At 67.4% G+C, this 26,747-nt stretch carries 23 protein-coding genes, 1 tRNA gene and 1 other RNA gene; 6 read left to right on the forward strand and 19 right to left on the reverse strand.

The window, feature by feature from the left end:
* Window positions 1–2 precede the first annotated feature (2 nt).
* Complete coding sequence (pyrH, locus tag G9473_RS07385; protein WP_291137876.1) at window positions 3–725, reverse strand: UMP kinase; 723 nt, start codon at window positions 723–725, stop codon at window positions 3–5.
* A gap of 104 nt (window positions 726–829) precedes the next feature.
* On the opposite strand from pyrH, the gene G9473_RS07390 reads away from it, so the two are divergent.
* Window positions 830–1,897 carry an MBL fold metallo-hydrolase gene (locus G9473_RS07390; protein WP_291137879.1) on the forward strand — a complete coding sequence of 356 codons (1,068 nt, stop codon included), beginning with the start codon at window positions 830–832 and terminating at the stop codon, window positions 1,895–1,897.
* Between the two features lie 68 nt (window positions 1,898–1,965).
* Here the strand turns inward: G9473_RS07390 and tsf are convergent, their stop codons facing one another.
* On the reverse strand, window positions 1,966–2,901 hold the full coding sequence (gene tsf, locus G9473_RS07395; protein WP_291137882.1) for a translation elongation factor Ts: 936 nt from the start codon (window positions 2,899–2,901) through the stop codon (window positions 1,966–1,968).
* A 112-nt stretch (window positions 2,902–3,013) separates the two neighbouring features.
* The gene (gene rpsB / locus G9473_RS07400) at window positions 3,014–3,787 is read right to left on the reverse strand and encodes a 30S ribosomal protein S2 (protein WP_291137885.1); all 774 of its coding nucleotides are present in this window, start codon (window positions 3,785–3,787) and stop codon (window positions 3,014–3,016) included.
* A 286-nt stretch (window positions 3,788–4,073) separates the two neighbouring features.
* On the opposite strand from rpsB, the gene G9473_RS07405 reads away from it, so the two are divergent.
* Window positions 4,074–4,331: a hypothetical protein gene (locus G9473_RS07405; protein ID WP_291137888.1), complete on the forward strand. Its 258-nt coding sequence runs from the start codon at window positions 4,074–4,076 to the stop codon at window positions 4,329–4,331.
* Here the strand turns inward: G9473_RS07405 and pssA are convergent.
* The 4 genes from pssA to G9473_RS07425 form a co-directional block, all read right to left on the reverse strand.
* Window positions 4,273–5,091: a CDP-diacylglycerol--serine O-phosphatidyltransferase gene (pssA, locus tag G9473_RS07410; RefSeq protein WP_291138312.1), complete on the reverse strand. Its 819-nt coding sequence runs from the start codon at window positions 5,089–5,091 to the stop codon at window positions 4,273–4,275. The genes G9473_RS07405 and pssA overlap by 59 nt on opposite strands.
* A gap of 85 nt (window positions 5,092–5,176) precedes the next feature.
* Window positions 5,177–5,929 carry a phosphatidylserine decarboxylase gene (locus tag G9473_RS07415; RefSeq protein ID WP_291137891.1) on the reverse strand — a complete coding sequence of 251 codons (753 nt, stop codon included), beginning with the start codon at window positions 5,927–5,929 and terminating at the stop codon, window positions 5,177–5,179.
* 51 nt (window positions 5,930–5,980) lie between these two features.
* A complete protein-coding gene (locus G9473_RS07420; RefSeq protein WP_291137894.1) occupies window positions 5,981–7,126 on the reverse strand; it encodes a beta-ketoacyl-ACP synthase III in 1,146 nt (381 codons plus the stop codon).
* Between the two features lie 77 nt (window positions 7,127–7,203).
* Window positions 7,204–8,085, reverse strand: a complete 882-nt coding sequence (locus tag G9473_RS07425; RefSeq protein WP_291137897.1) for a LysR family transcriptional regulator — start codon at window positions 8,083–8,085, stop codon at window positions 7,204–7,206.
* A 103-nt stretch (window positions 8,086–8,188) separates the two neighbouring features.
* Here G9473_RS07425 and G9473_RS07430 point away from each other — a divergent pair, with 103 nt between their 5' ends.
* Together G9473_RS07430 and G9473_RS07435 are read left to right on the forward strand one after the other, a co-directional pair.
* Complete coding sequence (locus G9473_RS07430) at window positions 8,189–9,754, forward strand: proton-conducting transporter membrane subunit (protein WP_291137900.1); 1,566 nt, start codon at window positions 8,189–8,191, stop codon at window positions 9,752–9,754.
* A gap of 15 nt (window positions 9,755–9,769) precedes the next feature.
* Window positions 9,770–12,172 (forward strand): YbcC family protein, encoded by a 2,403-nt coding sequence (locus tag G9473_RS07435; RefSeq protein ID WP_291138315.1) that lies wholly within the window; start codon window positions 9,770–9,772, stop codon window positions 12,170–12,172.
* Between the two features lie 68 nt (window positions 12,173–12,240).
* Here the strand turns inward: G9473_RS07435 and G9473_RS07440 are convergent, their stop codons facing one another.
* The 3 genes from G9473_RS07440 to G9473_RS07450 all read right to left on the reverse strand — a co-directional run bounded on the left by G9473_RS07440 (window position 12,241) and on the right by G9473_RS07450 (window position 14,873).
* A complete protein-coding gene (locus G9473_RS07440) occupies window positions 12,241–13,242 on the reverse strand; it encodes a M14 family metallopeptidase (RefSeq protein ID WP_291137903.1) in 1,002 nt (333 codons plus the stop codon).
* A gap of 10 nt (window positions 13,243–13,252) precedes the next feature.
* Window positions 13,253–14,674, reverse strand: coding sequence for a hypothetical protein (locus tag G9473_RS07445; RefSeq protein WP_291137906.1), 1,422 nt, complete (start codon window positions 14,672–14,674; stop codon window positions 13,253–13,255).
* A 113-nt stretch (window positions 14,675–14,787) separates the two neighbouring features.
* Window positions 14,788–14,873 (reverse strand) — tRNA-Tyr (locus G9473_RS07450).
* A 127-nt stretch (window positions 14,874–15,000) separates the two neighbouring features.
* On the opposite strand from G9473_RS07450, the gene G9473_RS07455 reads away from it, so the two are divergent.
* The gene (locus tag G9473_RS07455; protein WP_291137908.1) at window positions 15,001–15,843 is read left to right on the forward strand and encodes an RNA methyltransferase; all 843 of its coding nucleotides are present in this window, start codon (window positions 15,001–15,003) and stop codon (window positions 15,841–15,843) included.
* Between the two features lie 34 nt (window positions 15,844–15,877).
* Window positions 15,878–16,765, forward strand: coding sequence for a hypothetical protein (locus G9473_RS07460; RefSeq protein WP_291137910.1), 888 nt, complete (start codon window positions 15,878–15,880; stop codon window positions 16,763–16,765).
* A gap of 110 nt (window positions 16,766–16,875) precedes the next feature.
* Here G9473_RS07460 and G9473_RS07465 read toward each other — a convergent pair whose 3' ends face one another.
* From G9473_RS07465 to G9473_RS07505, 9 genes are all read right to left on the reverse strand, one after another.
* On the reverse strand, window positions 16,876–17,148 hold the full coding sequence (locus G9473_RS07465; protein ID WP_034900822.1) for an HU family DNA-binding protein: 273 nt from the start codon (window positions 17,146–17,148) through the stop codon (window positions 16,876–16,878).
* Between the two features lie 248 nt (window positions 17,149–17,396).
* Window positions 17,397–19,805 (reverse strand): endopeptidase La, encoded by a 2,409-nt coding sequence (lon, locus tag G9473_RS07470; protein WP_291137912.1) that lies wholly within the window; start codon window positions 19,803–19,805, stop codon window positions 17,397–17,399.
* Between the two features lie 105 nt (window positions 19,806–19,910).
* Complete coding sequence (locus tag G9473_RS07475) at window positions 19,911–20,171, reverse strand: hypothetical protein (RefSeq protein WP_291137914.1); 261 nt, start codon at window positions 20,169–20,171, stop codon at window positions 19,911–19,913.
* A 118-nt stretch (window positions 20,172–20,289) separates the two neighbouring features.
* Complete coding sequence (locus G9473_RS07480; RefSeq protein WP_291137916.1) at window positions 20,290–20,631, reverse strand: YbaB/EbfC family nucleoid-associated protein; 342 nt, start codon at window positions 20,629–20,631, stop codon at window positions 20,290–20,292.
* A gap of 13 nt (window positions 20,632–20,644) precedes the next feature.
* Entirely contained in the window at window positions 20,645–22,402 is a 1,758-nt protein-coding gene (locus G9473_RS07485; RefSeq protein ID WP_291138322.1) for a DNA polymerase III subunit gamma/tau, read from the reverse strand.
* 155 nt (window positions 22,403–22,557) lie between these two features.
* An RNA gene (gene ffs, locus G9473_RS07490) (signal recognition particle sRNA small type) lies at window positions 22,558–22,652 on the reverse strand.
* Window positions 22,653–22,786: 134 nt separating this feature from the next.
* Window positions 22,787–23,065: an ETC complex I subunit gene (locus G9473_RS07495; RefSeq protein ID WP_291137919.1), complete on the reverse strand. Its 279-nt coding sequence runs from the start codon at window positions 23,063–23,065 to the stop codon at window positions 22,787–22,789.
* A gap of 124 nt (window positions 23,066–23,189) precedes the next feature.
* On the reverse strand, window positions 23,190–25,619 hold the full coding sequence (gene hrpB / locus G9473_RS07500) for an ATP-dependent helicase HrpB (protein WP_291137922.1): 2,430 nt from the start codon (window positions 25,617–25,619) through the stop codon (window positions 23,190–23,192).
* A gap of 50 nt (window positions 25,620–25,669) precedes the next feature.
* Complete coding sequence (locus tag G9473_RS07505) at window positions 25,670–26,680, reverse strand: polyprenyl synthetase family protein (RefSeq protein WP_291137925.1); 1,011 nt, start codon at window positions 26,678–26,680, stop codon at window positions 25,670–25,672.
* Window positions 26,681–26,747 lie beyond the last annotated feature (67 nt).

The following is a 26,747-nucleotide window of genomic DNA, read 5'->3' on the forward strand; positions in this document are numbered from 1 at the left end:
GATCAATCGTCCTTCTTCACTATCGTCTGCACGCCCTCGCCCGAAAGCACGCGCGCAACATTGCCTTTTTCGCGGATCGAAAACACCACTATCGGGATATCGTTTTCCCGGCAAAGCGCCACCGCCGTCGCATCCATTACCTTGAGGTTCTGCGACAGGACGTGGTCATAGCTCACCGTCTCGAAGCGGGTGGCCTCAGGGTTGTGCTTGGGATCGCTGTCATAGACGCCGTCGACGCTGGTCCCCTTCATCAAGAGGTCGCAGTTCATCTCCGCCGCGCGCAGCGCCGCGCCGGTATCGGTAGTGAAAAAGGGATTGCCCGTGCCCGCGGCGAAGATCACGATCCGCCCCTTTTCGAGATGCCGCTCGGCGCGCCTTCGGATGTAGGGCTCGCACACGCTGGACATCGGGATCGCCGACTGAACGCGGGTCTGCACGCCCAGCTTTTCGAGCGCGTTCTGCATCGCGAGCGCGTTCATCACGGTCGCGAGCATCCCCATGTAATCGCCGGTCGTGCGGTCGAGCCCCTTGGCCGCCCCCGCGATCCCGCGGAAGATATTGCCCCCGCCGATGACGAGGCAGACCTCGAGCCCGCCGTCCTTCGCTGCCTTCACCTCTTCGGCGAGGCGCGCGACATATTCAGGGTCGATGCCGTATTCCTGTTCCCCCATCAGCACCTCGCCGGAAAGCTTCAGGAGGACGCGCTTGGTCTCGGGAATGGGCATGGGTGACAATTGTCCGCTTGGAGTTATCCTTGCGGCTTCCCTTAGACACGCAGGATAGGCCGCGCAAAGGGAAAGGTTGGGGGAAAGGTTGGGGGAACGGGCCGGTGAAGAAATGGATTGCGCTCGGCATCTGCGCGCTTCTGGTGGGCGTGGCGGTGCTCGTCTTCGTGTTCCAGCGCCCGCTGGGCGAGCGCGCCTTCGCCAGCGCCGCCGCGGAGCGGGCCGGCGGGCCGGGGCTTCAGTTCGGGGAGGGGCTGCATCTCGCCCTGTGCGGCACCGGCTCCCCCCTGCCCGATCCCGAGCGTGCCGGGCCTTGCAATCTCGTGGTCGCGGGGGACCGGGCCTATGTCGTCGACATCGGCGAAGGCGGCGCGCGCAATCTCAACCTGATGGGCTTCGATCTTGCCTCGCTCGACGGCCTCTTGCTGACCCATTTCCATTCCGACCACATCGACGGAATCGGCCCGCTCGCGCTGCTCTACTGGACGCAAGGGACCAAGGCCGCTCCGCTGCCGGTTCACGGCGCGCAAGGGGTCGAAACCGTGGTCGAAGGCTTCAACATGGCCTATTCGCTCGACCACTCCTACCGCGTCGCGCACCACGGCGAGAACATCGTCCCGTCCAGCGGCGGAGGGCTGACCGCCCTGCCCTTCGAGATCGGCGCGGAGCCGGTCGTGGTGCTCGACGAGGGCGGACTGACCGTCACCGCCTTTCCGGTCGATCACGATCCGGTGCGGCCCTCTGTCGGCTACCGCTTCGATTACAAGGGGCGCTCGGTCGTCATCAGCGGCGATTCCGCCCGGACCGACATGGTCGAGCGCATGGCCAAGGGCGCGGACATCCTCGTCCATGATGCGCTCCAGCCGAAACTGGTGCGCCACCTCACCGACGCACTGGAAGACAATGGCGACGAAAATGTCGCGACGATCACGCGCGACATCCTCGACTACCACGCCTCGCCCGAGGACGCGGCGGCGAGCGCCGAGGCGGCGGGCGCGCGGATGCTCGTGCTCTCCCACCTAGTCCCGCCCTTGCCGAGCGCCTTTCTCCATCCCGCCTTCCTCGGCGATGCGCCGGACAGGTTCGGCGGCGAGATCGTTGTCGGAGAGGACGGGATGGTGTTCACTCTGTCGCCTGCCAGCGAGGCGATCGAGAGGCAGTCGGCGCTCTGACCCCAGACGCGAAAAGGCCGCCGGGGCGTGAAACCCCGACGGCCTTTCAATGCGCGAAGAGGCGAAGTTCAGCCGCCGACGGCAGCCGCGACTTCGGCTGCGAAGTCGCTTTCTTCCTTCTCGATGCCTTCGCCGAGCTGGAAGCGCACGAAGTCGACGAGCTTGATCGTGGCGCCCGCTTCCTTGGCGGTGCGCGCGACGTATTCCTCGACCGTGGCCTTGCCGTCCTTGACGAAGACCTGGCTCAGAAGCGCGTTTTCCTTGGCGTATTTCTTGACCGCGCCTTCGACCATCTTTTCCTGGACGTTCTCGGGCTTGCCGCTTTCGGCCGCCTTTTCGCGGGCGATCGCGCGCTCGCGCTCGATCACTTGCGGGTCGAGCCCGTCGGCGTCGAGCGCCTGCGGGAACATGGCGGCGGCGTGCTGCGCGATGTCGCGGCCGAGCGTGGCGAGCACGTCGGCGGAGGCATCGCCTTCGAGCGCGACGAGCACGCCGATCTTGCCGAGATCCTGCGCTTCGGGCGAAACGGTGTTGTGGACGTAAGGCACGACCGCGCCCTGCGTCACCGAGATCGTCTTGACGCGGCGAATCTGCTGGTTCTCGCCGATGGTGGCGACATTGTCGGTCAGCTTGTCGGCAACGGTCCCGCCATCGGGATAGCCGGCAGCCTTGAGCGCCTCGACATCGTCATTGCCGAGGCCGAGCGCGACCGCGGTGGTCTTGCGCACGAAGTCCTGGAACTTGTCGTTCTTGGCGACGAAGTCGGTTTCCGAGTTGACCTCGACCGCAACGCCCTTGGTCCCTTCGACGGCGACGCCGACAAGACCTTCGGCCGCGGTGCGGCTCGACTTCTTCTGGGCGGTGGCAAGACCCTTGGCGCGCAGCGCGTCGACGGCGGCCTCGATGTCGCCATTCGCTTCGGTCAGCGCCTTCTTGGCGTCCATCATGCCTGCGCCGGTCTTCTCGCGCAGCTTCTTCACATCGGCGACGGTGAAATCGGCCATGTTCGGTTTCCTTTACGTGGTGTGGGCGCCCGGGCATCGGGGTTCACCCATTGGATGATGCCCGGCGCGCTAGTCGTTGATTGTGACGCGCGATTGACGCGCGGGAATCGCCTCAGGCGCTTTCGGCCGGAGCTTCCTCGGCAGCGGCTTCCGCGGGCGGTTCGGCCATCGCGCCGACATCATCGCCCGATTCGTAGGCCGCGCCGCCCTTGCCCGCACGCGCCGCTTCGCCGACCGCCTGGCAGTAGAGGCGAACCGCACGGCTCGCATCGTCATTGCCGGGTACGGGGAAGGCGATTCCGGTCGGGTCGACATTGGTGTCGAGCACCGCGATCACCGGGATGCCGAGCACGGCGGCCTCCTTGATCGCGAGGTCTTCCTTGTTGGCGTCGATCACGAACATCACGTCCGGGATGCCGCCCATGTCGCGGATGCCGCCGAGCGAAAGTTCCAGCTTGTCGCGTTCGCGGGTGAGCTGGAGGATTTCCTTCTTGGTGAGGCCGTGCGTGTCGCCCGAGAGCTGTTCCTCGAGCGTCTTCAACCGGCGGATCGACTGGCTGATCGTCTTCCAGTTGGTCAGCATCCCGCCGAGCCAGCGGTGGTTGACGAAGTGCTGGCCCGAAGCGCGCGCGGCTTCCGCGATCGGCTCCTGCGCCTGGCGCTTCGTGCCGACGAACAGCACCTTGCCACCCGCACGGACGGTCTGTTCGACGAAATCGAGCGCGCGCGCGAACAGCGGCACGGTCTGCGACAGGTCGATGATGTGAACACCGTTGCGGGCGCCGAAGATGTACGGCTTCATCCGCGGGTTCCAGCGGTGGGTCTGGTGGCCGAAGTGCGCGCCGGCCTCGATCAATTGCTGCATGGTGACGGTGGTGGCCGCCATAGGTATTTCCTTTCCGGTTGTTCCTCTGGAAAGCTGGAACCGCGTGCGGATCGCCCGCCTGCGGCACCGGTATGTGCGCCTTCCATGTGAATTTCGCGGCCGGTGCGGGACGCGATTCGCGCCTCGCCGGTCACGAGTGCCGCGCGCCCTAGCCGCTCGGCGGGCAAAAAGCCACCGAAATGTTACACGTGGAACATTCACGGAACAAAACGCTTGACCCGGGAGAACACTTAAGGAACAAGGCGTGCAGAACAAAGATTGAACGCACGAATCAGGGGACTCCGCCATGATCGCAACCGCCATCGCCGCTCTCGTCACCATCGCCGCGATCGCCACAATCCTTACGCTGGTCGATTCCTGGCTGCGGGCGCGGCACGCGCTGGCCTCGATCCGGCGCGAACGCGCGCTGCTGGCGGCGGGCTTCGTTCCCGAAGTCGAACATCGCGAAATGCGCCTGCGCCGCAGCCGGGCGCGCGCGCTTCGCCCTAGCCTTGCGGCTGTGGATCGGCCCGCTCACGCGCTTCGGCTGCGCGGCGCCGCTTGATCCGGCCATAGCGGACGAGGCCGTAGGGCATCATCGCGAGATAGCCGAGGCTGATGGTGGCGAGCGACCACCACGGTTCAAGCAGGAGAGCGGCGAAGAACAGCGCGGCGAGCGCGATCAGGAACAGGCGGATATTGCGGCGCGGGCGGACCACCGCCCAGCTCAGCGTCGCCATGTTCGAGATCATCAGCACCGCGATCAACGCGAGCCACGCCGACAGCGCGACCGGATCGCGGAACAGGGCGAAGCCCGTTTCCTGCCACAGGTAGAACGGTGCAAAGGCGAGGCCCGCCCCGACCGGCGCGGGCACGCCGGTAAGAAAGCCGGCCGACTTGTGCGGCTGGTCGTCGACATCGATCCGCGCGTTGAAACGGGCGAGCCGCAGCGCGCAGCAGATCGCGAAGGCGAGCGCTGCGAACCAGCCGAAACGCTCGAAGTCCTGCAAGGACCACAGGTAAAGGATGATCGCAGGCGCCATGCCGAAGGAGAGCGAATCGGCGAGACTGTCGAGTTCGGCGCCGAAGCGCGACTGGGCGTTGAGCAGCCGCGCGATGCGCCCGTCGATCCCGTCGAGCACGCCTGCAAGGATCACCGCGAGCACGGCATAGGCCCACTCGCCTTCGATGGCGAAACGGATGCCGGTCAGCCCCGAACATAGCGCCGCGGCGGTGATCGCATTGGGCAGCATGGCGCGCAGCGTCAGTCCGGTCGCGTCGGGAGCGGCCTTGCCGTCCTCGTCCTCGGCCGCCTTGGGGCCGATGCGCGCAGGCACCACCGGCCCGCCCTTGCGGCGCGGCGGCCGGCTCACCCGCGCCTCGGCCCTTCGGCCTCGGTAACGGTGGAGGTCACTGGGCGATGCCCTCGATCAGCCCCTGCGTGCCGAGTTCGGCAAGCACCGTCTCGCCCGCGATCACCTTCTGCCCGATCAGCACCTTCGGATCGGTCCCGGCCGGCAGATAGACATCGACCCGGCTGCCGAAGCGGATGAGGCCGACCCGCTGCCCCTTGGCGACCGTGTCGCCGGGCTTCACGAAAGGCACGATTCGCCGCGCGACGAGCCCCGCGATCTGGGTAAAGGCGATGGAAACGCCGTCGCTGCGCTCGATCAGGATATGCTGGCGCTCGTTCTCCTCGCTCGCCTTGTCGAGGTCGGCGTTCATGAACTTGCCGGGGATATAGACCAGCCGCCGGATCGTCCCCGCGACGGGCGCGCGATTGATGTGAACATCGAACACGCTCATGAAGATCGAGATGCGCGTGACCGGCCCCGGAGAAAGGCCCGCATGGCCCGACCCGTCGTCGGCGACCATTTCCTCGGGCGGCTCGACCTGCGCGATCAGCGAGACGAGCCCGTCGGCCGGCGCGACGATCGCGTTCTCGGCCTGCGGCACGACCCTTTCGGGATCGCGGAAGAAGGCGAACACGCCCAGCGACAACAGCAGCAGCGGCCAGCCGAGGATCTCCCAATCGAGGAGCAGCAACGGCACAAGGGCGATCGCAACCGCGATCAGCCCGAATTTGCGTCCCTCGGGATGGATCGGGGGCCAGGACCAGGCGGCATCGCCGCGGCCCTGATTGTCGTATATTTCGCCTGCCATGAAGGGCATCTAGGGTCTGGCGCCCACTCCCGCAAGCGCTCCCGCAAGCGTTCAGGCGGCCTTGCGCACGAACACGGTCCCCGCCGAATAGCCCGCACCGAAGCTGCAGATGAGCCCGGTGTCTCCAGCCGCCATGTCCTCGCTGTGGAGGTGAAAGGCGATGATCGAGCCCGCGCTCGAGGTGTTGCCGTAGGTGTCGAGCACGGTCGGGCTCTCGTCCTCGTTCGCCTCGTGGCCGAGCACCTTGTGCGCGATCAGTCGGTTCATCCCCGCGTTCGCCTGATGCAGCCACAGCCGCCGCAGCCCCTGCGGGTCGAGTCCCAGCCGCTCGGCTTCCTCGAGAATCATCGCCGCGACCATGGGGACGACCTCCTTGAACACCTTGCGTCCTTCCTGGACGAACAGCTTGTCCGCCGCATCGGCGGTTTCGGGATGGGCGCGGTTGAGAAAGCCGAAATTGTTGCGGATGTTGTTCGAGAACACCGTCTTGAGCTTGGTGCCGAGGATATCCCAATGTGCCTTCGGGGCTATCGCCGCATCCTCGACCAGCACCGCGGTGGCGACGTCGCCGAAGATGAAATGGCTGTCCCGGTCGCGCCAGTTGAGGTGGCCCGAGGTGATTTCGGGGCTCACCACCAGCACGCTCTTCGCATTCCCTGCGCGCACATAGTCCGCCGCGGTCTGGATGCCGAAGGTCGCCGAAGAGCACGCGACATTCATGTCGAAGCCGAAGCCCTCGATGCCGAGCGCCTGCTGGATCTCGATCGCCATCGCCGGATAGGGCCGCTGCATATTGGACGCCGCGCACAGCACCGCATCGACATCTTTCGGATCGCGCCCGGCCCGCTCCAGCGCTTCGCGCGCGGCGGCGACGCCGATCTCGGCCATGATCGAAAGCTCGTCATTGCCCCGCTCGTCCCAGCGCGGGGCCATGATGTCAGGATCGAGGATCGGCGCCTTGGCCATGACGTGGCGCGCCTTGATCCCGCTCGCCTTTTCGATGAACTCGACCGAGGAATGCTGGAGCGGCTCGACCTCGCCCGCTTCGATCGCGGCGGCGTTGGCCGCATTGTGGCGGTCGACGAAGCGATTGAAGCTTTCGACCAGTTCGGCGTTGGTGATCGATTCGGCCGGAGTGAACAGGCCGGTGGAAGAGATGACGGGGCGCCCGGTGAGCGCGGTGTTCTGCTCGTGCATGAAAGCCTCTCGGATGGAGCGCGGGGCCTTACTGCCGGGCGGAAAGCGCCGCAAGGGCCGTGCACACCCCCCCCCGCTCAATCGGCCAGCGCGCCCTCGGCCCGTTCGAGCACTTCGCCGAGCAGCGGGTTGGGAAAGCGGCGGCGGATCGTGACCGCGTAGAACACCTCGGTGATCTCGGGCAGGCGCGACAATTCGACCAGCGCCCCGCTGGCGAGTTCGTCCTGCACCACGATCGGCGGGATCACCGCGAGCCCCGCCCCGCTGCGGGCAAGCAGGCGGAGCATCGCCATGTCGTCGGCCTCTGCGGCGATCCGCGGGACAATGTCCATCCGGTCGAGCAGCGCGTCGAACCCCGCCCTCAGCGCGGTTTCCGGGGTAGGCAGGATCAGCACCTCGTTTGCGAGCAGCTCGGCAAGGTCGCCGCGTGCGGGCGTGTCGGCCGGGCCGACGAGGCTCACCCCCTGTTCGGCCAGGCGGGTGACGAGATAGGGGCTTGCCGCGTCGCGCGCGGGCTGGAGATTGGTCAGCACCACGTCGAGCGACAGCGCCTCCAGCTCGCGCAGCAGGGTCCGCTGCGTGCCCGAACGCAGCACCACCTCGACATCCTCGCGTCCCAGCAGCGGCCCCATGAACTCCATCTGGAAATTGCGGCTGAGCGTCGCCAGCGCCCCGATCCGCAGCACGCGCCTTTGTCCCCCTGCGCTCTTCAACGTCGCAGAGAGATGATCGGCCGCGCGAAAAATCTCGTCGGCATGGTCGAGCGCGATCCGGCCCGCCTCGGTCAGGACGAGATTGCGCCCGCGCCGCTCGAAAAGGTCGTGGCCGAGCGATGCCTCGAGCGCCTTGATCTGGGTCGAGACCGCGCTCTGCGAGATGTTGAGCGCCTTCGCCGCGCCGGTGAGCGTGCCTTCGCGGGCGACCGCGCGGAACAGGCGGAGGTGGTGAAGGTTCAGCATAACTCAGTTCCATAAAACAGAACGATGCAAACGAAAATATGAAATTTTATCGATGCGAGAGGCCCGCTATCCCGCCCTCCGACTGTTTTCACGGAGACCGACCATGCCCTTCGACCTCTCGCTGTCCTTCCTCGCCCCGATAGTGCTGCTGCTCGCAGCGCTTCCCCTCTTCGCCAGGCCGGGCAAGCGTCCAGGCGCCCTGCCGCGCCTGTCGGAAGCGGCGGCGCTGGTCGCCTTCGGGCTGACGATCGGGGGGTTGGTTGAGGCGATCCTCGGACAGGCGGAAGGCATCGCGGCGGGTTCCGGCCTGTTCGCGGTCGGCCTGCGCGCCGATCTCGTCGCGGCCACCATGGCCTGTCTGGTCGGCTTCATCGGCTGGATCGTGATGCGCTACAGCCGCACCTATCTCGACGGCGAGGAGCGTGAGGGCCTGTTCCACGCCCTGATGCTGGCGACGCTAGCCGCGGTGCTGGTCTTCGCGCAGGCCGCGAGCCTCACCACGCTCGCCATCGCGACCTTCCTCGTGGGGCTTACCCTGCGCAAGCTGCTCCTGTTCTATCCCGAACGGCGCGAAGCGCACCGCGCGGCGACCAAGTTCGCGATCGTGTGGCACTTCGGCGATGTCGCGCTCGTCGCGGCGGCGGGCATCCTCGCGCTGACTTACGGAACGACAGACCTCGCCGCTCTCGCCGCTTCGGTCACGGCGCAGGGTATCGACCTTGCCGCCACCACCGCGATCGCCTGCATCGTCATCGCCGCGGGCCTCAAGACCGCCGCCTTCCCGGTGCACGGCTGGCTGACCGAGGTGATGGAAGCGCCGACTCCGGTTTCGGCCCTCCTCCACGCGGGCATCATCAATTCGGGCGGCGTGCTGCTGATCGCCAATGCCGAGCTCGTCCAGTCGAGTTCGGGCGCGATGGCCGCGCTCGTCATGCTCGGCGGGTTCACCGCGCTGTTCGGCGCGGCGGTCATGCTCACCCAGAGCGCGGTCAAGACGGCGCTCGCCTGGTCGACCGTGTCGCAGATGGGCTTCATGCTGCTCCAGTGCGGGCTCGGCCTGTGGACGCTGGCGCTGCTGCACATCGTCGCGCACTCGCTCTACAAGGCGCACGCCTTCCTCTCTTCGGGCGGCGCGGTCGAGGATGTCGCGAGCATCCGCCGGCCCGGCCCGGTCGCCCCGGCCGATCTCGGTGCGGTGCTCAAGAGCTTCGGGCTTGCGATCCTGCTCTACGGCGGCATCGCCTTCGCCTTCACCGCGCTGTTCGGGCCCAAGAGCGCGCAGGCGCTGGCGCTCGGCACGATCCTGATCTTCGGGGTCGCCTACCTCGTTGCCCAGGGTCTCGCCGACCGTGCGCCGATGGAATTGACCAAGCGCACCGCGATGGCCTCGCTCGCCACCGCGATCGCCTATTTCGCCTTCCACGTGCTGTCCGAAGCCGCGTGGGGTCCGCTGCTTCCCGCTGCGCCGGTCCCGGGCGATCTCGAATGGGCACTGATCGTGGTCGCGGTCGTCTCATTCGGCGTGGTCGCCTTTGCCCAGGCGCTGTTCCCGCAATGGGCGCACCACCCCTCGACCGCTGGCCTGCGCGTTCACCTCGCGAACGGCCTTTACATGAACGCGCTGCTCGACCGGGCGATCGGCGGCTTCCGCACGACGCGCTCGAATTGATCGCCCCGACACCAGATTTCTCCGGAGACACGCCATGTTCCTCAAGCAGTCCCAGATCACCCCGGTCCGGCTTTCCAAGGTCCTCGAAGCCGCCGAAGCCGCCGCGCGGGCGATCCCCCGGCCTTCCCGCTCGACGCGACGGTTGCGGTCAATCCTTTCCTCGGCCAGACCAGGGAAGACCTCGCCACTGCCGCTGCGCGCCTTGCCCGGGTGAGCGGCAGCCGCGCGACCCAGACGGCGGCGGATTACACTGCCGCGATCCGGTCCGGGCGCATCACCGAGGCCGACCTCGAAGCCGCGCTCGAAGCCGCGACCTCGCCGCACAAGCCCAAGAGCGTCTCCGCGCTCAAGGTCGCCGCCACCAATGCGGAAGCCTCCCCCGCGCCGCGCGCCCTGCCGACCGTCGCCGACCTCGCTGCCGAGGCGACCGGCACGGACTGGCCCTCGGTCATCGAAAAGACCTTCGGCCTGTGGGCGGCGGGCCATTTCGACCGCGGGCAGGCGCTGTGGACCCCGACGCCGGGGACCGACGCCTTCACCGCGTGGCGCGCCTGGGCGATGCATGACCTCACGCCGGAAATCGCCGGGCTCGAAGGCTTCTGCGCCCATGTCGCCGAAGCGCCCGACACCGCCGAACGCGCGATCCTGTTCGCCGCCGAGGCGCTCGGCATCACCGACGAGGCCGCCGAGACCGCCTTCCACCGGCTGCTGATGGATCTCGGCGGCTGGTCGCAGCACGCCCGCTGGATGCTGTGGCAGGCCGAACTCAAGGAAGACACCGACCGCACCATGGCCGACCTGCTCGCGATCCGCCTGATCTGGGAGGAAGCGCTGCTCGCCCACGTCCCCGGCATCGCCGAACGCTGGGCCGAGACGGTCGCCGCCCACGCCCAGCCGGTCGAGCCTTCGGCGGAACAGGTCGTGCTCGCGATCCTGCAGGACGCCGCGGACCGCGCCCACCAGCGCACTCTTACCGCTGCTCTCGACGGCAAGGCGGACTCTCCCGAGCGGCCCGAACTGCAGGCGGCCTTCTGCATCGACGTGCGCTCCGAGGTGTTCCGCCGCGCGCTCGAAAGCGTCGATCCGGCAATCGAGACGATCGGTTTCGCCGGGTTCTTCGGCCTGCCGCTCGCCCACCGCAGCCATGCCTCCGACACAGTCGAGGCGCGCCTGCCGGTCCTGCTCAACCCGGCGATCGAGACGACCAGCCAGGGCGATCCCGAAAAGGATCGCGCCGACCGGATTACCCTGCGCGCAAGCCGCGCCTGGGGCCGGTTCCGGCAGGCGGCGGTGTCCTCCTTCGCCTTCGTCGAGGCGATGGGACCGCTCTATTCGGTCAAGCTGCTGCGCTCCGCCCTCGGCCTCGCGGCCAAGGACGGCAAGACCGAACCCACCCCCGAGGTGATCGGCGGCCTCGACGCGGCGACCAAGGGCGAGACCGGCGCAGCCGTGCTCAGGGCGATGAGTCTGACCAAGGGCCACGGCAAGATCGTCCTGCTGCTCGGCCATGGTGGCAACGTCACCAACAACCCGCATGAAAGCGCCTATCATTGCGGCGCGTGCGGCGGCTACACGGGCGAGGTTTCCGCCCGCCTGCTCGCGGTCCTGCTCAACGATCCCGAAACCCGCGCGGGGCTTAAGGAACGCGGGATCGAGGTGGCAGAGGACACGCTCTTCGTCGCGGGCCTTCACGACACGACGACCGATGCGATCACGATCTACGAAGACGGCCAGACTGCGGGCCGCGAAGCCGACCTCGCCAAGGTCCGCAAGTGGCTTGCCCAGGCGGGCGAAATGACCCGCGCCGAGCGCGCGCTGCGGATGCCCGGCGCGAAGGCGTCGAGCGTCCCGGCGCGGGCGACAAACTGGGCCGAGATCCGTCCGGAATGGGGCCTTGCCGGGTGTGCTGCCTTCATCGCCGCCCCGCGCGAGGCGACCACGGGCCGCGACCTCGGCGGGCGGGCCTTCCTCCACTCCTACGACTGGCAGGCGGACGAGGGTTTCGCGACGCTCGAACTCATCATCACCGCGCCGGTGGTGGTCGCGAGCTGGATCAGCCTGCAATATTACGGCTCCTCGGTCGCGCCCGAAACCTTCGGCGGCGGCAACAAGCTGATCCACAACGTCGTCGGCGGGATCGGTGTCATCGAAGGCAATAGCGGCCGCCTGCGCCCCGGCCTGCCGTGGCAGGGCGTCCACGACGGCGACAAGCTCGCTCACGAGCCGCTGCGCCTTTCGGTCATGATCGAGGCCCCGCGCGAGGCGATCATCGACGTGCTCGAACGCCACCCTGATGTCGCCGCCCTGTTCGACAATGGCTGGCTCCACCTTTTCACGCTGAAGGATGGCCGGGTCGACGCCCGCTACCTGCCGGGCCTGGCCTGGCAAGAGCAGGCGGCCGAAGCCATCGCGGCGTGACCATAGCCCCTGCCGGCGCGTCCCCATGCGACCCGGACGCGCTGGCAGGGGCTTTTTCATGAAAGCGGTCAGGCGGGGGCGAGCCGCTCCATCAGGTAGCCGAGACAGTCCTGCCGCACGATCTGCGGATCGCCGGTCAGCATGGCGGGCGTGACGGGCCGTGCGAGGCGCAATTCGCCCTGCTCGACCGCGAAGAACTCCTCCGCCACATCGCGCCCCGCCTCGTCGATCATGGTCAACGGCATCGGGTGGCTCGCCCGGCCGAACGCCTCGCCCGCCGCGGTCTCGACGAAATTGAGCCGGTCGATGTCGGGCGCGAGGCTGAGATCGGCGGCCTCCCCTGCGAAGGACAGCGACACATCCTCACGCACGCGCACCACGCCGAGCGTGTGGTAGAGGTCGAGCGCGCCACCTTCCCTGTCCCCGCCGAGCGTCTCGCTTTCCAGCACGTCCGCGACGAAGCGCGCCGCCGCCTCCTCGTGCGCCGGACTGCCGGGCTTGCCGCATTCGGCGGTCATGGCCGGAATGTGTCCGGCGAAGGATGCAGTCTGCGTCCCCGGAACCCCGCGGAACAGCACGGCCCGCCGGGCGAAGCGGGCCGCCAGCTCGAGCACCTCGGGCCTGTGCTCGCAGATCACCGAATAGAACGGGTTGCGCCCGGTGTTGTTGTGGAGGTCGATCGCGGCGAAGGCCCCGCGCGCGAGAACTCGCTCATGGATCTCGGCCATCATCGCCGCTTCGACGGTCCCCACGTGGTCAAGCGTGCCGGGCCAGACCCGGTTGAAATCGGGCTGGTGGTCGAGCCGGCGCACGCCTTGCGCGGCAGCGGATACATTGCCGACCATCAGCATGAGCGCGCGCGGCAGGCTTCGCCCATCGTATGCGCGTAGCACACGCTGGATCGCGCCGAGGCCGACATCCTCGTTGCCGTGCATCAGGATCGAGACGAACAGCGGGGCCGCGCGCTCTCCCGGCAGCTCGATCAGGGTCGGTCCACCGAGCATTGCGGCCAGCTCGCCCGCGCGCGCTTCGAGAAAGCCCTCTGGAAGCGTATCGCGGCGCTTCAGCATCGGAGGACGCTCACAGCGGCCATTCGTGGACCGGCAGGCCGACGCGCTGGTTCTCGAGATAGGCCGCGACCATCCGGTGGAAATCGCCGTGCTTTTCATAAGCGGACACCTGCCAGTCCGCCCCGGTCCGCCCGCAGGCGAGCCGTGCGGCGATGGCGCCGAGGTATTTCTCGATCAGTTTCGCATCCATGCCGAGATCGTGCAGCCCCTCCTCGGCGAGCGGGAGGAGGCCGTCGAGCACCGCGCGCGCCGACAGCCCCGACGCAGCGCCCGGCCATTCGAACGTCGCATCGAGCCCACGCTGCGCGGCTTCGTAAAAGTTCCGCACAGCCGCCTCGAAAGGCAGCGCGCGCATCATCCTCTCGGCCCGCGGCGCGAGCGCATGGACCGCGCCGTAATAGAGCGCCGCGTTCGCCATCATGTCATAGACGCTGGGGCCGGCCGCCATGACCCGCTGCTCGATCCGCACATGGGGCCGCCCGCTCGCGCCGAAGCCGACGATCGGCCGCACCCAGCGCCAGATCGTCCCGTTGTGCAGCCTCACGCAGGGGAACCTTTCGGAGCGTTCGTCGCTGCAATCGGGCAGGATCACCGGATAATCCGCCAAATTCTCGGCAAAGATCGCGGTGGGATCGCTTTCCATGTAGCCAGCCCCCATCGACACGCGGGGCGGCCCTTCGACCCCGGCCAGCGCCTGTTCGAACACCGGGATGCGCGTTTCCTGCCACAGCCTGCGACCGAACAGGAAAGGCGCATTGGCAGAGATCGCCACCAGCGGCGCGGACAGGATCACCGAGGCGTTGAAATAGTGCGACGTCTGCGCGGCCGGGACCTGCAGGTGCAATTGCAGCGAAGTCGTCGCAGCCTCCAGCATGACGTCGCGATAGGAGGCAGCGAAGCGCTCGCCTCCGGGTTCGGGCGCGGCTATGTCGATCTCCACCGGGGCGTTGCCCCGCGCGCGCTGAATCTCGCGGTTCAGCGCGGCATAGCGATTCATCGGGGTCATCGCCTCTATCGACAGGTCGCCTTCGCGCAGGGTCGGAAGCGTGCCGATCGCGACAACGGTCGAGACGTCGTCATGCGCATTGGCGGCGCATCGGCGCATGGTCTCGCTGAGGTGCTCGTGCATCACCGCGAGGTCGCTCCCCGCGAGGCCGAGCACCGGCGCGTTGACCTCGATGTTGAAGCGCGACAATTCCGCGACGACATTGGGATCGCCGAGCCGCTCGAGAAAGCTCTGGTTATGGGGCGCGGGGAAGAAATTGTGGTCGATCAGCCACGCTTCGAGCTCGAGGCCGATGGTCGGCCCTACATCGTCTAATTGCCCCGCGGCGAACGCGTCGCGCAGCGCGCGCGTCTCTTCGGTCAAGCGGGTCTTGAAATGCGCGAAATCGGCCTCGGCGAAGCCCTCGGCGACGACCTCCTGCCCCATTTGTCCTCCCTCCCATGTCTGCCCCTCCGCAATCCTGCGCGCTTTCGGGCGCGGTTTCCAGCCCCCTCGCGAAGGAGGCGGCGACGAAGGCTGAGGGCAATCGGGGGAGAAGGTGGTGGACAGGGCTGGATTCGAACCAGCGTACGCTTGCGCGGGCAGATTTACAGTCTGCTGCCTTTAACCACTCGGCCACCTGTCCACACCGTCGGGAAACCGCCTTGCGGGAAGCCGGGCGAAGCCGGGTTTCCGTCGGCGGCGAAGCGCGGGGCACGGGGCGTCCGCGCTGCCGAGAGGCGCCCCAATGGCGAAGCGAGCCTTGCCTGTCAATGGCCCTGCTGGCAGGGGGGCGCTTCACGCTCGCTTGGATGGAACGGCTAATGGCGAAACAGGAACGCAAGCGCGCGCTGAGGGGCCGCGCCGGGCGCATGAAGGGCGGGCGCGGGTCCGGGCGGGCGAGCGCGGGCCATGTGCGGCTGTGGGGCCGCCACCCCGTCGAGGCGGCGCTGAAGAACCCGAACCGCGATCACCGAAAGCTGTGGGCCACGCGCGAAGGCATCGACAGCCTCGACGGCGAATTGCCGCCCGATTTCCCGGTCGAATATGCCGATGCCGCCGATCTTGCCCGGCTGGTCGCGAAGGATGCGCCGCACCAGGGGCTGGTGCTCGAATGCCTGCCGCTGGACGATGTCTTCCTCGCCGATGTCGCGTCCGGCGATCCGGCGCGGCCGATCGTCGTGCTCGACCAGGTGACGGACCCGCACAATGTCGGCGCGATCCTGCGTTCGGCCGCGGCTTTCAATGCCGCGGCGATCGTGACGCAGGACCGCCACGCCCCGCCCGAGAGCGGCGTTGTCGCCAAATCCGCATCGGGCGCGCTCGAGACCGTGCCGTGGGTGCGGGTCGTCAATCTCGCCCGCGCGCTGGGCGAGCTGGCCGACGCCGGATACTGGCGTATCGGCATGACCGGGGAGGCCGATGCGACGCTCGCCGAGGCCATGCCCAAGGGAGCGCTCGCGATCGTTCTGGGGGCCGAAGGCGAAGGGCTGCGCGCCAATGTCGCCTCGCATTGCGACGCGCTGGCGCGGCTGCCGATCTCGAACGTGATCGAAAGCCTCAACGTCTCGAACGCCGCCGCGATCGCGCTTTATGCGGCCGCGACGCGCGGTTAACCTGTTCCTGAGGCTTTGGGGGGAGACTACAGCAATGACACATCATTCACCGATCCGTTACGCCGCCGCGACGATCCTCACGGGGCTCTCGCTCGTCCTGTCGGGTTGCTTCATCGCGCCGGGCAAGTTCGACTCTGCGCTCATCCTCGGCGAAGACGACAGCTTCACCTTCTCCTATGACGGCGAGATCTTCTTCCTCGGCCTGTCGGGCCTGTCGCAGATGGGCGCGGCCGCCGAGGAATTCGAGGCCGAGTGCACCGAAGAAGACAGCTTCGAAACGCGCGAATGCACCCCCGCCGAGGTCGCCGAGCAGCGCGCCGAATGGGAGGCGAACGCACCCCAGCGCGCCGCAGAGGCGAAGCAGAAGGCCGAGCAGATGTCGGCCATGATGGGCGGGATCGACCCTTCCGATCCCGAAGCGGCGCAGGAGCTCGCCGAGATGCTGATGCGGCAGAAGGGCTGGGAGCGCGTCGTGCCCAAGGGCGATGGCGTCTTTGAGGTGAGCTATTCGATCACCGGCACGATGGGCCACGATTTCCTCTTTCCGATGATCGAAGGTTTTCCGACCACCAGTCCCTTTGTCCAGTTCATCCTGCGCGATGGCGACGTGGTCCGCGTCAACGCTCCCGCTTTCGCCGCGCAGAACGACGACAACCCTATGGCCGCGATGATGGGCGGCATGGGCGCGATGGCCGGGCTCGCCGCGCTGGGCGAGGAGCAGGATGGCGGCGAGGCGCCGCAGATGCCGAACATCCCGCAGATCGAGGGGACTTTCTCGATCGTCACCAAGGGGTCGATGCGGATCCTCGCCAACAACACCGACGAGGGTGCGAACCCGACGCCTACGGGAGAGGTGCTGATGTGGGACATCACGCCGCGCACCAAGGCCGCGCCAACCGCACTGATCGACCTCACGCCGTGATCCGCGCCGCCTGACGGCAGAAGGCGCGCACGAAAAACCCCGCCAGCCTTGCGGTTGGCGGGGTTTCGCGTTTCAGCGCGCGAACTATGCCGCGCGAAGAGCGGGTCGGATCAGTTGACCGCGTCCTTGAGACCCTTGCCGGCCTTGAACTTCGGCTGGTTCGACGCCGGGATCTTCATCTCTTCGCCGGTGCGCGGGTTGCGGCCGGTCGACGCCTTGCGCTTGGCGACGGAGAACGTGCCGAAACCGACCAGACGCACTTCGTCGCCGCTCGACAGGGCCTTGGTGATCGCTTCGAAAACGCCTTCGACGGCGTTGGAGGCGTCGTTCTTGGAGAGGCCACTGGTTTCGGCAACGGCGCTGATCAGATCGTTCTTGTTCATATTGGGAACCCCCTCAGTCTTGAGATCAATTCGTTCATTCGGTGAATCGCCTCCCCGAAAGCTCAGGATTTGAGACTTTTTGCGAGAGACTGTCAAAGGCAAATCGCCCGCGAACGCGCGCATTCACGACGAGTGTATCGCATTTGCGACGAACCGTGGCTCGCCTCATGATCCGCTCATCCGGCGCGTTTCCCGAGTAGTTTGCGACCCTTACCGCGATTCGCGGCAAGCCACCGGTCCCTAGCCAATCAATGCGCGGTTGGCACGTCCGAAACGGAAGGATTCTCACTCCCTGCGGCTGCGTGCGGCTGCGAAGCGAGATCGTCGGCCTCGGTCCACTCGATCGGGTCCGGCAGGTCGATAATCGCGCGGGTCAGCACCTCGTCCACATGGCTCACCGGGATGATTTCGAGCCCCTCCTTCACATTGTCCGGAATCTCGGCGAGATCCTTGACGTTCTCCTCGGGGATGAGGACCGTCTTGATCCCGCCGCGAAGAGCAGCGAGCAGCTTTTCCTTCAAGCCGCCGATCGCCAGCACCCGGCCGCGCAGCGTGACTTCGCCGGTCATGGCGATGTCGGGCCGCACGTGCGCACCGGTGAGCGTCGAGACGATCGAGGTGACCATGCCGATGCCCGCGCTCGGCCCGTCCTTGGGCACGGCACCTTCGGGCAGGTGGATGTGGACGTTCTTGCGCTGGAAGATCGAGGGCTTGATGCCATAGGCGGGCGCCCGCGCCTTGACGAAGCTGAAGGCCGCCGCGACGCTTTCGTTCATCACCTCGCCGAGCTTGCCGGTCGTCTTGATCTCGCCCTTGCCGGGGGTCGTCACGCTTTCGATCGTGAGCAGTTCGCCGCCGACCTGCGTCCAGGCGAGCCCCGTGACCGCGCCGACCTGCGCCTCTTCCTCGCTCATGCCGTGCTTGAACTTGCGTACGCCGGCGAAGTCGCCGAGGTTTTCCGGCGTCACGGTGACGCTCTGCGCCTCGCCTTCGAGGATCTTGCGCAAGGACTTGCGGCAAAGCCGCGCGATCTCGCGCTCCAGCGTGCGAACGCCCGCCTCGCGGGTGTAGTAGCGGATGAGGTCGCGCAGCCCCTCTTCGGTCAGTTCGAATTCGCCGTCCTTGAGACCATGCTCCTCGACCTGCTTGGGCAGCAGGTGGCGCTTGGCGATCTCGACCTTCTCGTCCTCGGTGTAGCCTTCGAGGCGGATGATCTCCATCCGGTCGAGCAGCGGCTGCGGCAGGTCGAGACTGTTCGCGGTGGTCACGAACATGATGCCCGACAGGTCGAGGTCGAGTTCGAGATAATGGTCCTGGAACTTGTTGTTCTGTTCCGGGTCGAGCACCTCGAGCAGTGCCGAGGCTGGGTCGCCGCGGAAATCCTGGCCGAGCTTGTCGATTTCATCCAACAGGAACAGCGGGTTGATCGTGCCGGCCTTCTTGAGGTTCGAAACGATCTTGCCCGGCATCGAACCGATATAGGTCCGGCGGTGGCCGCGAATTTCCGCCTCGTCGCGCACGCCGCCCAGCGACTGGCGCACGAATTCGCGGCCCGTCGCCTTTGCGATCGACTTGCCCAGCGACGTCTTGCCCACGCCGGGCGGGCCGACGAGGCACAGGATCGGCCCCTTCAGCTTGTTCGTGCGCGCCTGCACGGCGAGATATTCGATGATCCGGTCCTTGACCTTTTCGAGGCCGTAATGGTCCGCATCGAGCACGTCCTGCGCCTTGGCGATGTCCTTCTTGATCTTCGACTTCTTGCCCCAGGGCAGGCCCAGCAGCACGTCGAGGTAATTGCGGATGACGGTCGCCTCGGCGCTCATCGGCTGCATCGCCTTGAGCTTCTTGAGTTCGGCCTGCGCCTTGGCCCTGGCTTCCTTGGACAGCTTCGTCTTCTCGATCTTCTCGGTCAGCTCGGCAATCTCGTCGCCGTCCTCGCCGTCGCCGCCGCCCAGTTCGCTCTGGATCGCCTTCAGCTGTTCGTTGAGGTAATATTCGCGCTGCGTCTTTTCCATCTGGCGCTTCACGCGCCCGCGGATCTTGCGCTCGACCTGGAGGACTGACAGCTCGCCTTCCATGAAGGCCATGACGAGTTCGAGCCGCTTCAGCGGATTGGCCTCGGCCAGCAGCGACTGCTTGTCGGAAACCTTGGCGCTGAGCGCGGCGGCGATCACGTCGGCGAGCTGGCCGGCATCGTCGACTTCGCCGAGTTCGATGTTGGTTTCATCGCCCAGCTTCTTGTTGAGCTTGGCATATTCGCCGAACTGTTCGGTCACCTGCCGCATCAGCGCGGTGACTTCGCTGCCCGCGACCGTCTCGGGTTCGAGCAGGTCGACTTCGGCAAGGACATAGTCCCCGGCATCGCCGAGCCCTGCAAGCTGCGCGCGGTGCGCACCCTCGACCAGCACGCGCACCGTGCCGTCGGGCAGCTTCAGCAGCTGGAGCACCTGCGCGACGACGCCGACATCGTAGAGGTCATCGCCCTCGGGATCATCCGTGCCGGGATCGAGCTGGGCGAGGAGGAAGATGTCCTTCGACGCTTCCATCGCGGCTTCGAGTGCCGCCACCGATTTTTCGCGCCCGACGAAGAGGGGCACGACCATGCCGGGAAAGACGACGATGTCGCGCAAGGGGAGGAGGGGAAAGGTCTGGGTCATGATTCTAGGTCCGCGGCGGCCATTGGGGCCGTCCTTTGCAGGAAATATGGGTAGCGGCGGGCAGCGCCGCAATGGCGGGGCGCACGAAGCTGTGGAAGCGGGCGGTCACTTCTGCACAATGGGATGAGCCGGGTTGTCGTTCCTTGCCAGAAGGAAGAACACGCAAAAGGAGATTGCCGCGCCCGCTGCGATGACGCCACCGAAATGCATACCGAGTGTAGGCAGGACCACTGCTCCCACAAGCACCGGGCCGAGCAGAACGAACCCGGTGACGTTATCGTAAACCGGCTGCGCCAGCGCAAAGGCGATAGCGAGCGCCGGAACGAACAGCGTCAGCGAAAAGACGAGGCCGATAACGAAGAACACGATGGCCTCGCCCTAATCGGGATCGGGGGCGGTCAGCGAACCCGCCGCGACGACTAAGGCGACGCCGAACACCTGAGCGAGGCAGAGCTGCTTTGCGAGCGTCCCCCGCAAGGCGACATCACCCCATGCCCGGCAGGTTGAACCCCGGCGGCAGGCCCATCGAGCCCTGCATTTCCTTCATCTGCTCGGCCGAAACCCGATCCGCCTTGTCACGCGCGTCGTTGAAGGCGGCGGTGACGAGGTCTTCGAGCACCTGCTTTTCCTCCGGCTTCATCAGGCTGTCGTCGATGTCGACGCCGATGATCCGGCCCTTGGCGGTCGCGCGGACTTTCACGAGCCCGCCGCCCGACTGGCCCTCGACTTCCATGTTGTCGAGCTTGACCTGCATCTCGTTCATCTGTTTCTGGATCGTCTCGGCGGCCTGCTGGGCGGCCTGCATCATTTCTTCCATCGATTTCATCGCGTTCTCTCCATCAATTGCGCGCCGCGCGGTCCATGCGCGCCACCTTGGCCCCCTGCCCCTTTTCATCGACAAGCACTTCGGCCTCGGGAAAATTTGCAAGCGCGGCCTTCACCAGCGGGTCGTTCATCATCCGCTCGCGCGCGGCGCGCTCCGCGGCCTCGGCGGCTTCGCGCAAACTAGGCTGCGCCGCGCGCCCGGCCTCGGCCTGGCCACGCTCGACCTGCCAGCGCCGCCCGGTCAGTTTGAGCAGGGCGTCGCGGATCTCGGGCACGGGATCGTCGGGAAAGCTGTCGGCCTGTTCGAAGATGAGCCTATCCTCGCCGAGCTCGATCACCCGGACGCGGTCACGCATCATCTGGGCGACGCGCAGGTGGCCGGCGTCCTCGACCTGTTCGACCAGCGCGGGCCAGTCCTGCGGCGGAGCGGCGGCGGAAGGGGCCTCGCCTGAGGGTGTCTGCGGCGCATCACCCGCCGGAGCGCTCGCCGCGGCGGGCGTGGGGCCGTTCGCTGCCATTTCCTCGATCCGGCGCGCGAGCTTACCCGGATCGGGCATTTCGCTCGCATGGAGCACCCGCAGGAGCGCCATCTGCAGCGCGACCAGCGGATCGGGCGCAGTGCGGACTTCCTCATGCCCCTTGAGCAGCAATTGCCACAGGCGATGGAGTTCGCCCGCCCCCAGCCGCGCTGCGAAATCGGCGAGCGCCAGGCGTTCCTCCTCGCTCGGCGCGTCGGGTTCGGACCCGGCGACCTGCGCGACGGTGATGCGATGGACGAGGTCCATCAGCGCACGCATCAGCGCGAGCGGTTCGACGCCGAGCGCGTATTGCTCGTCCACGCCCGCGAGCAGCGCCTTGGCATCGCCTTCGAGCACCGCGCCGAGCAGGCGCCTTTGCGCGCTCTTGTCGGCAAGGCCGAGCATATCGCGCACGCGCGCCGCGGTGACTTTCCCGCCTTCCTCGAGATCGGCATGGGCGATCGCCTGGTCTAGGATAGAGAGTCCGTCGCGCACCGAACCCTCCGCCGCCGCCGCGACGATGGCGAGCGCCTCGTCCTCGGCCTCGGCCCCTTCCTCGGCGCAGACCCAGGCGAAATGCTTCGCCAGCAGGTCCGCCGGGATGCGCCTCAAATCGAAACGCTGGGTGCGGCTCAGCACCGTGACGGGCAGCTTCTCCACTTCGGTCGTGGCGAACAGGAATTTGACGTGGGCGGGCGGCTCCTCCAGCGTCTTGAGCAATGCGTTGAACGCATTGCGCGAGAGCATATGGACCTCGTCGATGATGTAGATCTTGTAGCGTGCAGAGACGGCCGAATACTGCACCGCGTCGATGATCTCGCGCACGTCGTCGACCCCGGTGTTCGAGGCCGCGTCCATCTCGATCACGTCGATGTGCCGCCCCTCGGCGATCGCGCGGCACGGCTCGCACACGCCGCAAGGGTCGATCGTCGGCCCGCCGGTCCCGTCCGGGCCGACGCAGTTCAGCGCCTTCGCGATGAGCCGCGCGGTCGAGGTCTTGCCGACCCCCCTCACCCCGGTCATCAGGAAGGCGTGCGCGAGCCGGTCGCGCTCGATCGCATTGGCGAGCGTGCGCACCATCGGCTCCTGCCCGATCAGCTGGCTGAAGGTCTGCGGGCGGTATTTGCGTGCCAGAACGCGGTAGGGCTGCGCGACATCCGGGGCGGCGGGCGCGGGCGCCGGGGCGGCGGGCGCGGGCGCCGGGGCGGACGGAGCGGCAGAGGTCGGCGCAGGCGCTGGCGCATCGCCGAACATGGAGTTCTGGCCCGCAGCCTCGAGCTCCGCCGCGCTCGGGCGGTTTTCCTCTTGCGGATCGGGCAGGTCTGGATCGGAATCGTTCACGCGCACAAGCTAGGCGTTCGCCGCGGTTTTGTCATGGCGAGCCGTGCGGAAAAATGTGCGCTGAAAAAGGAAAAGGAGCCGAGCGACCCGCCGCAATTCACCTGGGCTGCTTCCTTCCGGACCTGACCCGGTGAGCGAACGCAAACGTCCACCCGACTCCCGACCGCGCATATGGCGCGAAACTTCCGCGAATTCAACAGCGGGATGTCGCGTGTTGCGCTTTCCGGTCGCGCAGCGACCGCAAGGCCGACCGGCCGCCCGCAGCGATGCGGCCGTCAGGCCGCATGAGCGAGGATTTTACTTAAAATTGTCCGCGTAAGCCTGAAGCTTGAGCCGCTTGGGAGGCGTCTGGTGCACGCGTGCGGGGATGCCGTATTTCTCGGCATAGGCTTTCGCCGCGTCCTTGGTGGGGAAGTTGAGCCGCACCTGGGCCTGCGTGTCCCCGCTCCCGGCCCAGCCCATCAGCGGGTCGGGCCGCAGCGCCTCGGACCGCTCGAATTCGAGCACCCAGGTGTCGGTCTTGGCCTTGCCGGACTGCATCGCGCTCTTGGGCTGCTGGTAGATCACTGCGGGCATTTTTGTTTCGTTTCCTCGCTCATGCGAGCTGCGCTCGCGTCGCTGCGGGCGGCCGGTCGGCCTTGCGGCGCGCTGTGCGCGCCGTTGATCCCACCTAGAATTGTGCGTTTGCGATAATCCAGAATCACTCGCGGTTGAAGGCGTTTTTGGTCTTCAGGCTCGGCTTTTCCTCCCATGGGCGTTCGGGCCAACGGTGCTTTGGATAGCGCCCCTTCATGTCCTTCGCCACATCCGCCCAGCTGCCGCGCCAGAAGCCGGGGAGATCGCGCGTCGACTGGACCGGGCGCCCGGCGGGGCTGGTAAGCTTGAGGAGCAGCGGCACATCCCCGATCATCGGATGCGCGTCGAGCCCGAACAGCGCCTGCACCCGCACCTCGACGCTCGGCGCGTCCTCGCCCGCGTAATCGATCGCGTGGCGCGTGCCCGCGGGCGAGGTGAAATGGGTGGGGGCTTCGTTTTCGAGGCGCTGGCGGGCATCCCAGTCGAGCAGGCCCATCGCCGCCTCCGCCACACGGCCCGGTGCTATTTCGAGATCGCGCCGACCCTCCAGCAACGGGCCGAGCCAGAGCGCGGCGTTATCGCGCAGGGCTTCGGGCGACAGCGCCTCGACCCTCGCAAAGCGAGCCCGGGCGAGGAAGCCGTCCGGCAGCAGGCCGCCTGTCGCCAGTCTCTCCAGAGCTTTGTCCACAAGGATGTCCACAACCGCCGCCGGGTCTGGCGACGGCTCCGCCACGCTCGCCAGCGTGATCGCGCCGAGCCGCCTGCGGCGCACCGCGCGCACCCGGTTCTTCTCGTCGTCCCAGTCGGTTGCGACCGCTTCCTCGATCCGGTCTGCGAAGATCGCCGCGACCCTTTCGGACGCAAGCTCGGCCCCAGCCGTGATCCGCGCGCCCGCCGCCTGCCCCTGAGCATCGCCGATCACGATCCATTCGGCGCGCGCCAGCAGAGAGGCCGGATCGAGCCGGAAGCCGCGCCCGCCCGCAGCGATCCAGTGCTCACCCGAGGCATCGCGCCGCCGCGCCACGAAGTCGGGCCGCGCAAGGGCGAGGCATTCGAATGGATCGAGGTTGCGTGCGCCCGGCTGTGCCAGCCCTCGTGCGCGCTTAGCCCAGCCCTGCGCGGTCCGGCGCGCGCCATCGGCTCGTTTGCCGCGCTCCCTTGCCCAGCCGGAAAGGCGCTGCGCGAGGTCTTCGCCACGCCCCCCGAGCCCGCGTTCCTGCAGCAGCATGACGATCCGCGCCGTCTCCTCCTCGCACCCGGCCTCGGCGGCGAAAAGGAGCGCAGCGGCTTGATCGGGCGCCATCGCAAGCGCAGCGACCTTCTCACCCCACGGCGTGATCCGTCCCTGACCGTCGAGCGCGCCCATCGCCGCCAGCCGCACCTGGGCGCTTGCCACGGCGGCTTCGGGCGGCGGGTCGAGCCACGGCAGCGCCGCCGGGTCGCCCTGCCCCCAGCGCGCCAGCGTCAGCACGAGCGGGGCAAGGTCGGCGGTCGCGATTTCGGGCGCGGCGAATTCGGGGCGACCGAGATGCCCGCCTTCCTCCCACAAGCGGTAGGTTATCCCCGGCCCTTGCCGGGCGGCTCGCCCCGCGCGCTGGGCGGCGGCGGCGCGGCTTGCCCGGCGGGTGACGAGATGGGTGGTCCCGGCGGCGGGATCGAATTCGGCGAGGCGCGCAAGGCCGCTGTCGACCACGACCGAAACCCCGTCCAATGTGAGCGAGGTTTCCGCAATCGCGCTCGCCAGCACGACGCGGCGGCGGCCGTGGGCGTCGCGGGCGATAGCGGCGCGCTGGGCGGCGGGCTCGACCTGGCCGTGGAGCGGCAGGATCGGAATATCGGGCAGGCGTGCGGCGAGGCGTTCGCGGACCCGCTCGATCTCGCGCACGCCGGGCAGGAAGGCGAGAATGTCGCCGTCCTCGTCCCGCCACGCCTGCATCACCGCGCCTGCGACAGCATCTTCGATTCCCTGCGAAGGATCGGAGCCAAGCCACTTGATTGCCAGCGGAAAGCTGCGCCCCTCACTCTCGATCACCGGCGCGTTCTCGCCCAGCAGCCGCGCGAAGCGCGCCCCGTCGATGGTCGCCGACATCACCAGCACGCGCAGATCCTCGCGCAGCACAGCGCGGCTTTCCAACGCGAGAGCAAGGCCGAGATCGCTGTCGAGGTGGCGCTCGTGCGCCTCGTCGAAGAGAAGCGCCGAGATGCCGGGCAGTTCGGGATCCTCGACCAGCCGGTTTACGAGGATCGCCTCGGTCATGACGAGCACGCGAGTGCGCGCCGAAACGCGGCTTTCGAGACGCGTCGCATAGCCCACCGTCTCGCCCGGCTTTTCGCCGAGCAGGGCCGCCATGCGCTCGGCCGCGGCGCGCGCGGCGACGCGGCGCGGCGATGTGACGATGACCTGCCCGGTGCACCATCCCTCCTCCAGCAGCGCCGGAGCCACAGCAGTCGTCTTGCCTGCCCCTGGCGGCGCGACGAGCACGCCCGCGCCCGTCCCGCGCAGGGCGGCGAGCACGTCGGGCAGAACGGCGTGGATCGGCAGAGCGTCAGCCATGCAGAGGCTGTGCCAGATTCGGCCCCTCCTTCAAGCCCCGCGACCGGGCTTTAGTACCCGCGCGCGACCGCGAATTGAGCTGCTTCGGTCATCGCCGCGCGCGCCTTGCCGTCGGGGAAGATCGAGATCGCGTCGATCGCCCGGTGGGCGAAATGGCGCGCGCGTTCACGGGTATCCTCGAGCGCGTCGTGCTTTTCGATCAGGGAAACGGCCTGCGCGAAATCCTCGTCGCTCGAGCGGTGGCCGAGGATGGCATCGCGCCAGAATTTGCGCTCCGCCCCGTCGCCGCGGGCATGAGCGAGAATGACGGGCAGCGTCATCTTGCCCTCGCGAAAATCGTCGCCGCGGTCCTTGCCCATCTGCGCCGCGTCGGAATCATAATCGATCGCATCGTCGACGAGCTGGAAGGCGACGCCGAGATTGCGCCCGTAATCCTCGAGCGCGCGCTCCTGTTCGTCGGAGCATTCCGCAACGACAGCCGCGATCTGGCTGGCGGCGGCGAACAGCGCGGCGGTCTTGGCGCCGATGATGTGGAGGTAGCGTTCCTCGCTCGTCTCGATCTGGCGTTGGGCGGTCAGCTGCGAAACCTCGCCCTCGGCGATGACCGCGCTCGCATGGCTGAGGATCTTGAGAACGCGCAAACTGCCGTCCTCGGTCATCAGTTCGAAGGCGCGGGAGAACAGGAAATCGCCGACCAGCACGGTCGCCGGATTGCCGAACACGATGTTAGCCGCCGCCTTGCCCCGCCTGAGTTCGCTGCCATCGACGACGTCATCGTGCAGCAGCGTCGCGGTGTGGATGAATTCGACCGCGGCGGCGAGCTTGTGATGGCGCGTTCCGTTGTAGCCGACCAGTTCAGCCCCGGCGAGCGTCAGCATCGGCCTCAGCCGCTTGCCCCCGCCCGAAATCAGATGCCCTGCCAGCCTGGGGATGAGCGGGATTTCGCTCTGCATTCGTTCGAGAATGACGGTGTTCACCGCGTTCATCCCGCTCGCCGTCAAGGAAAGCATCGGATCGAGCGTCGGCCGCTTGCGCGGCAGGGGAACGACATCGGCTGTCATAAGTGGCGCATTTGGGCGAGCGATGGACGCTTGGCAAGCCGCAAATTGCTGTTAGCTTTGCATCCGA

The sequence above is a fragment of the Erythrobacter sp. genome, from assembly GCF_011765465.1.
Lineage (GTDB): Bacteria > Pseudomonadota > Alphaproteobacteria > Sphingomonadales > Sphingomonadaceae > Erythrobacter.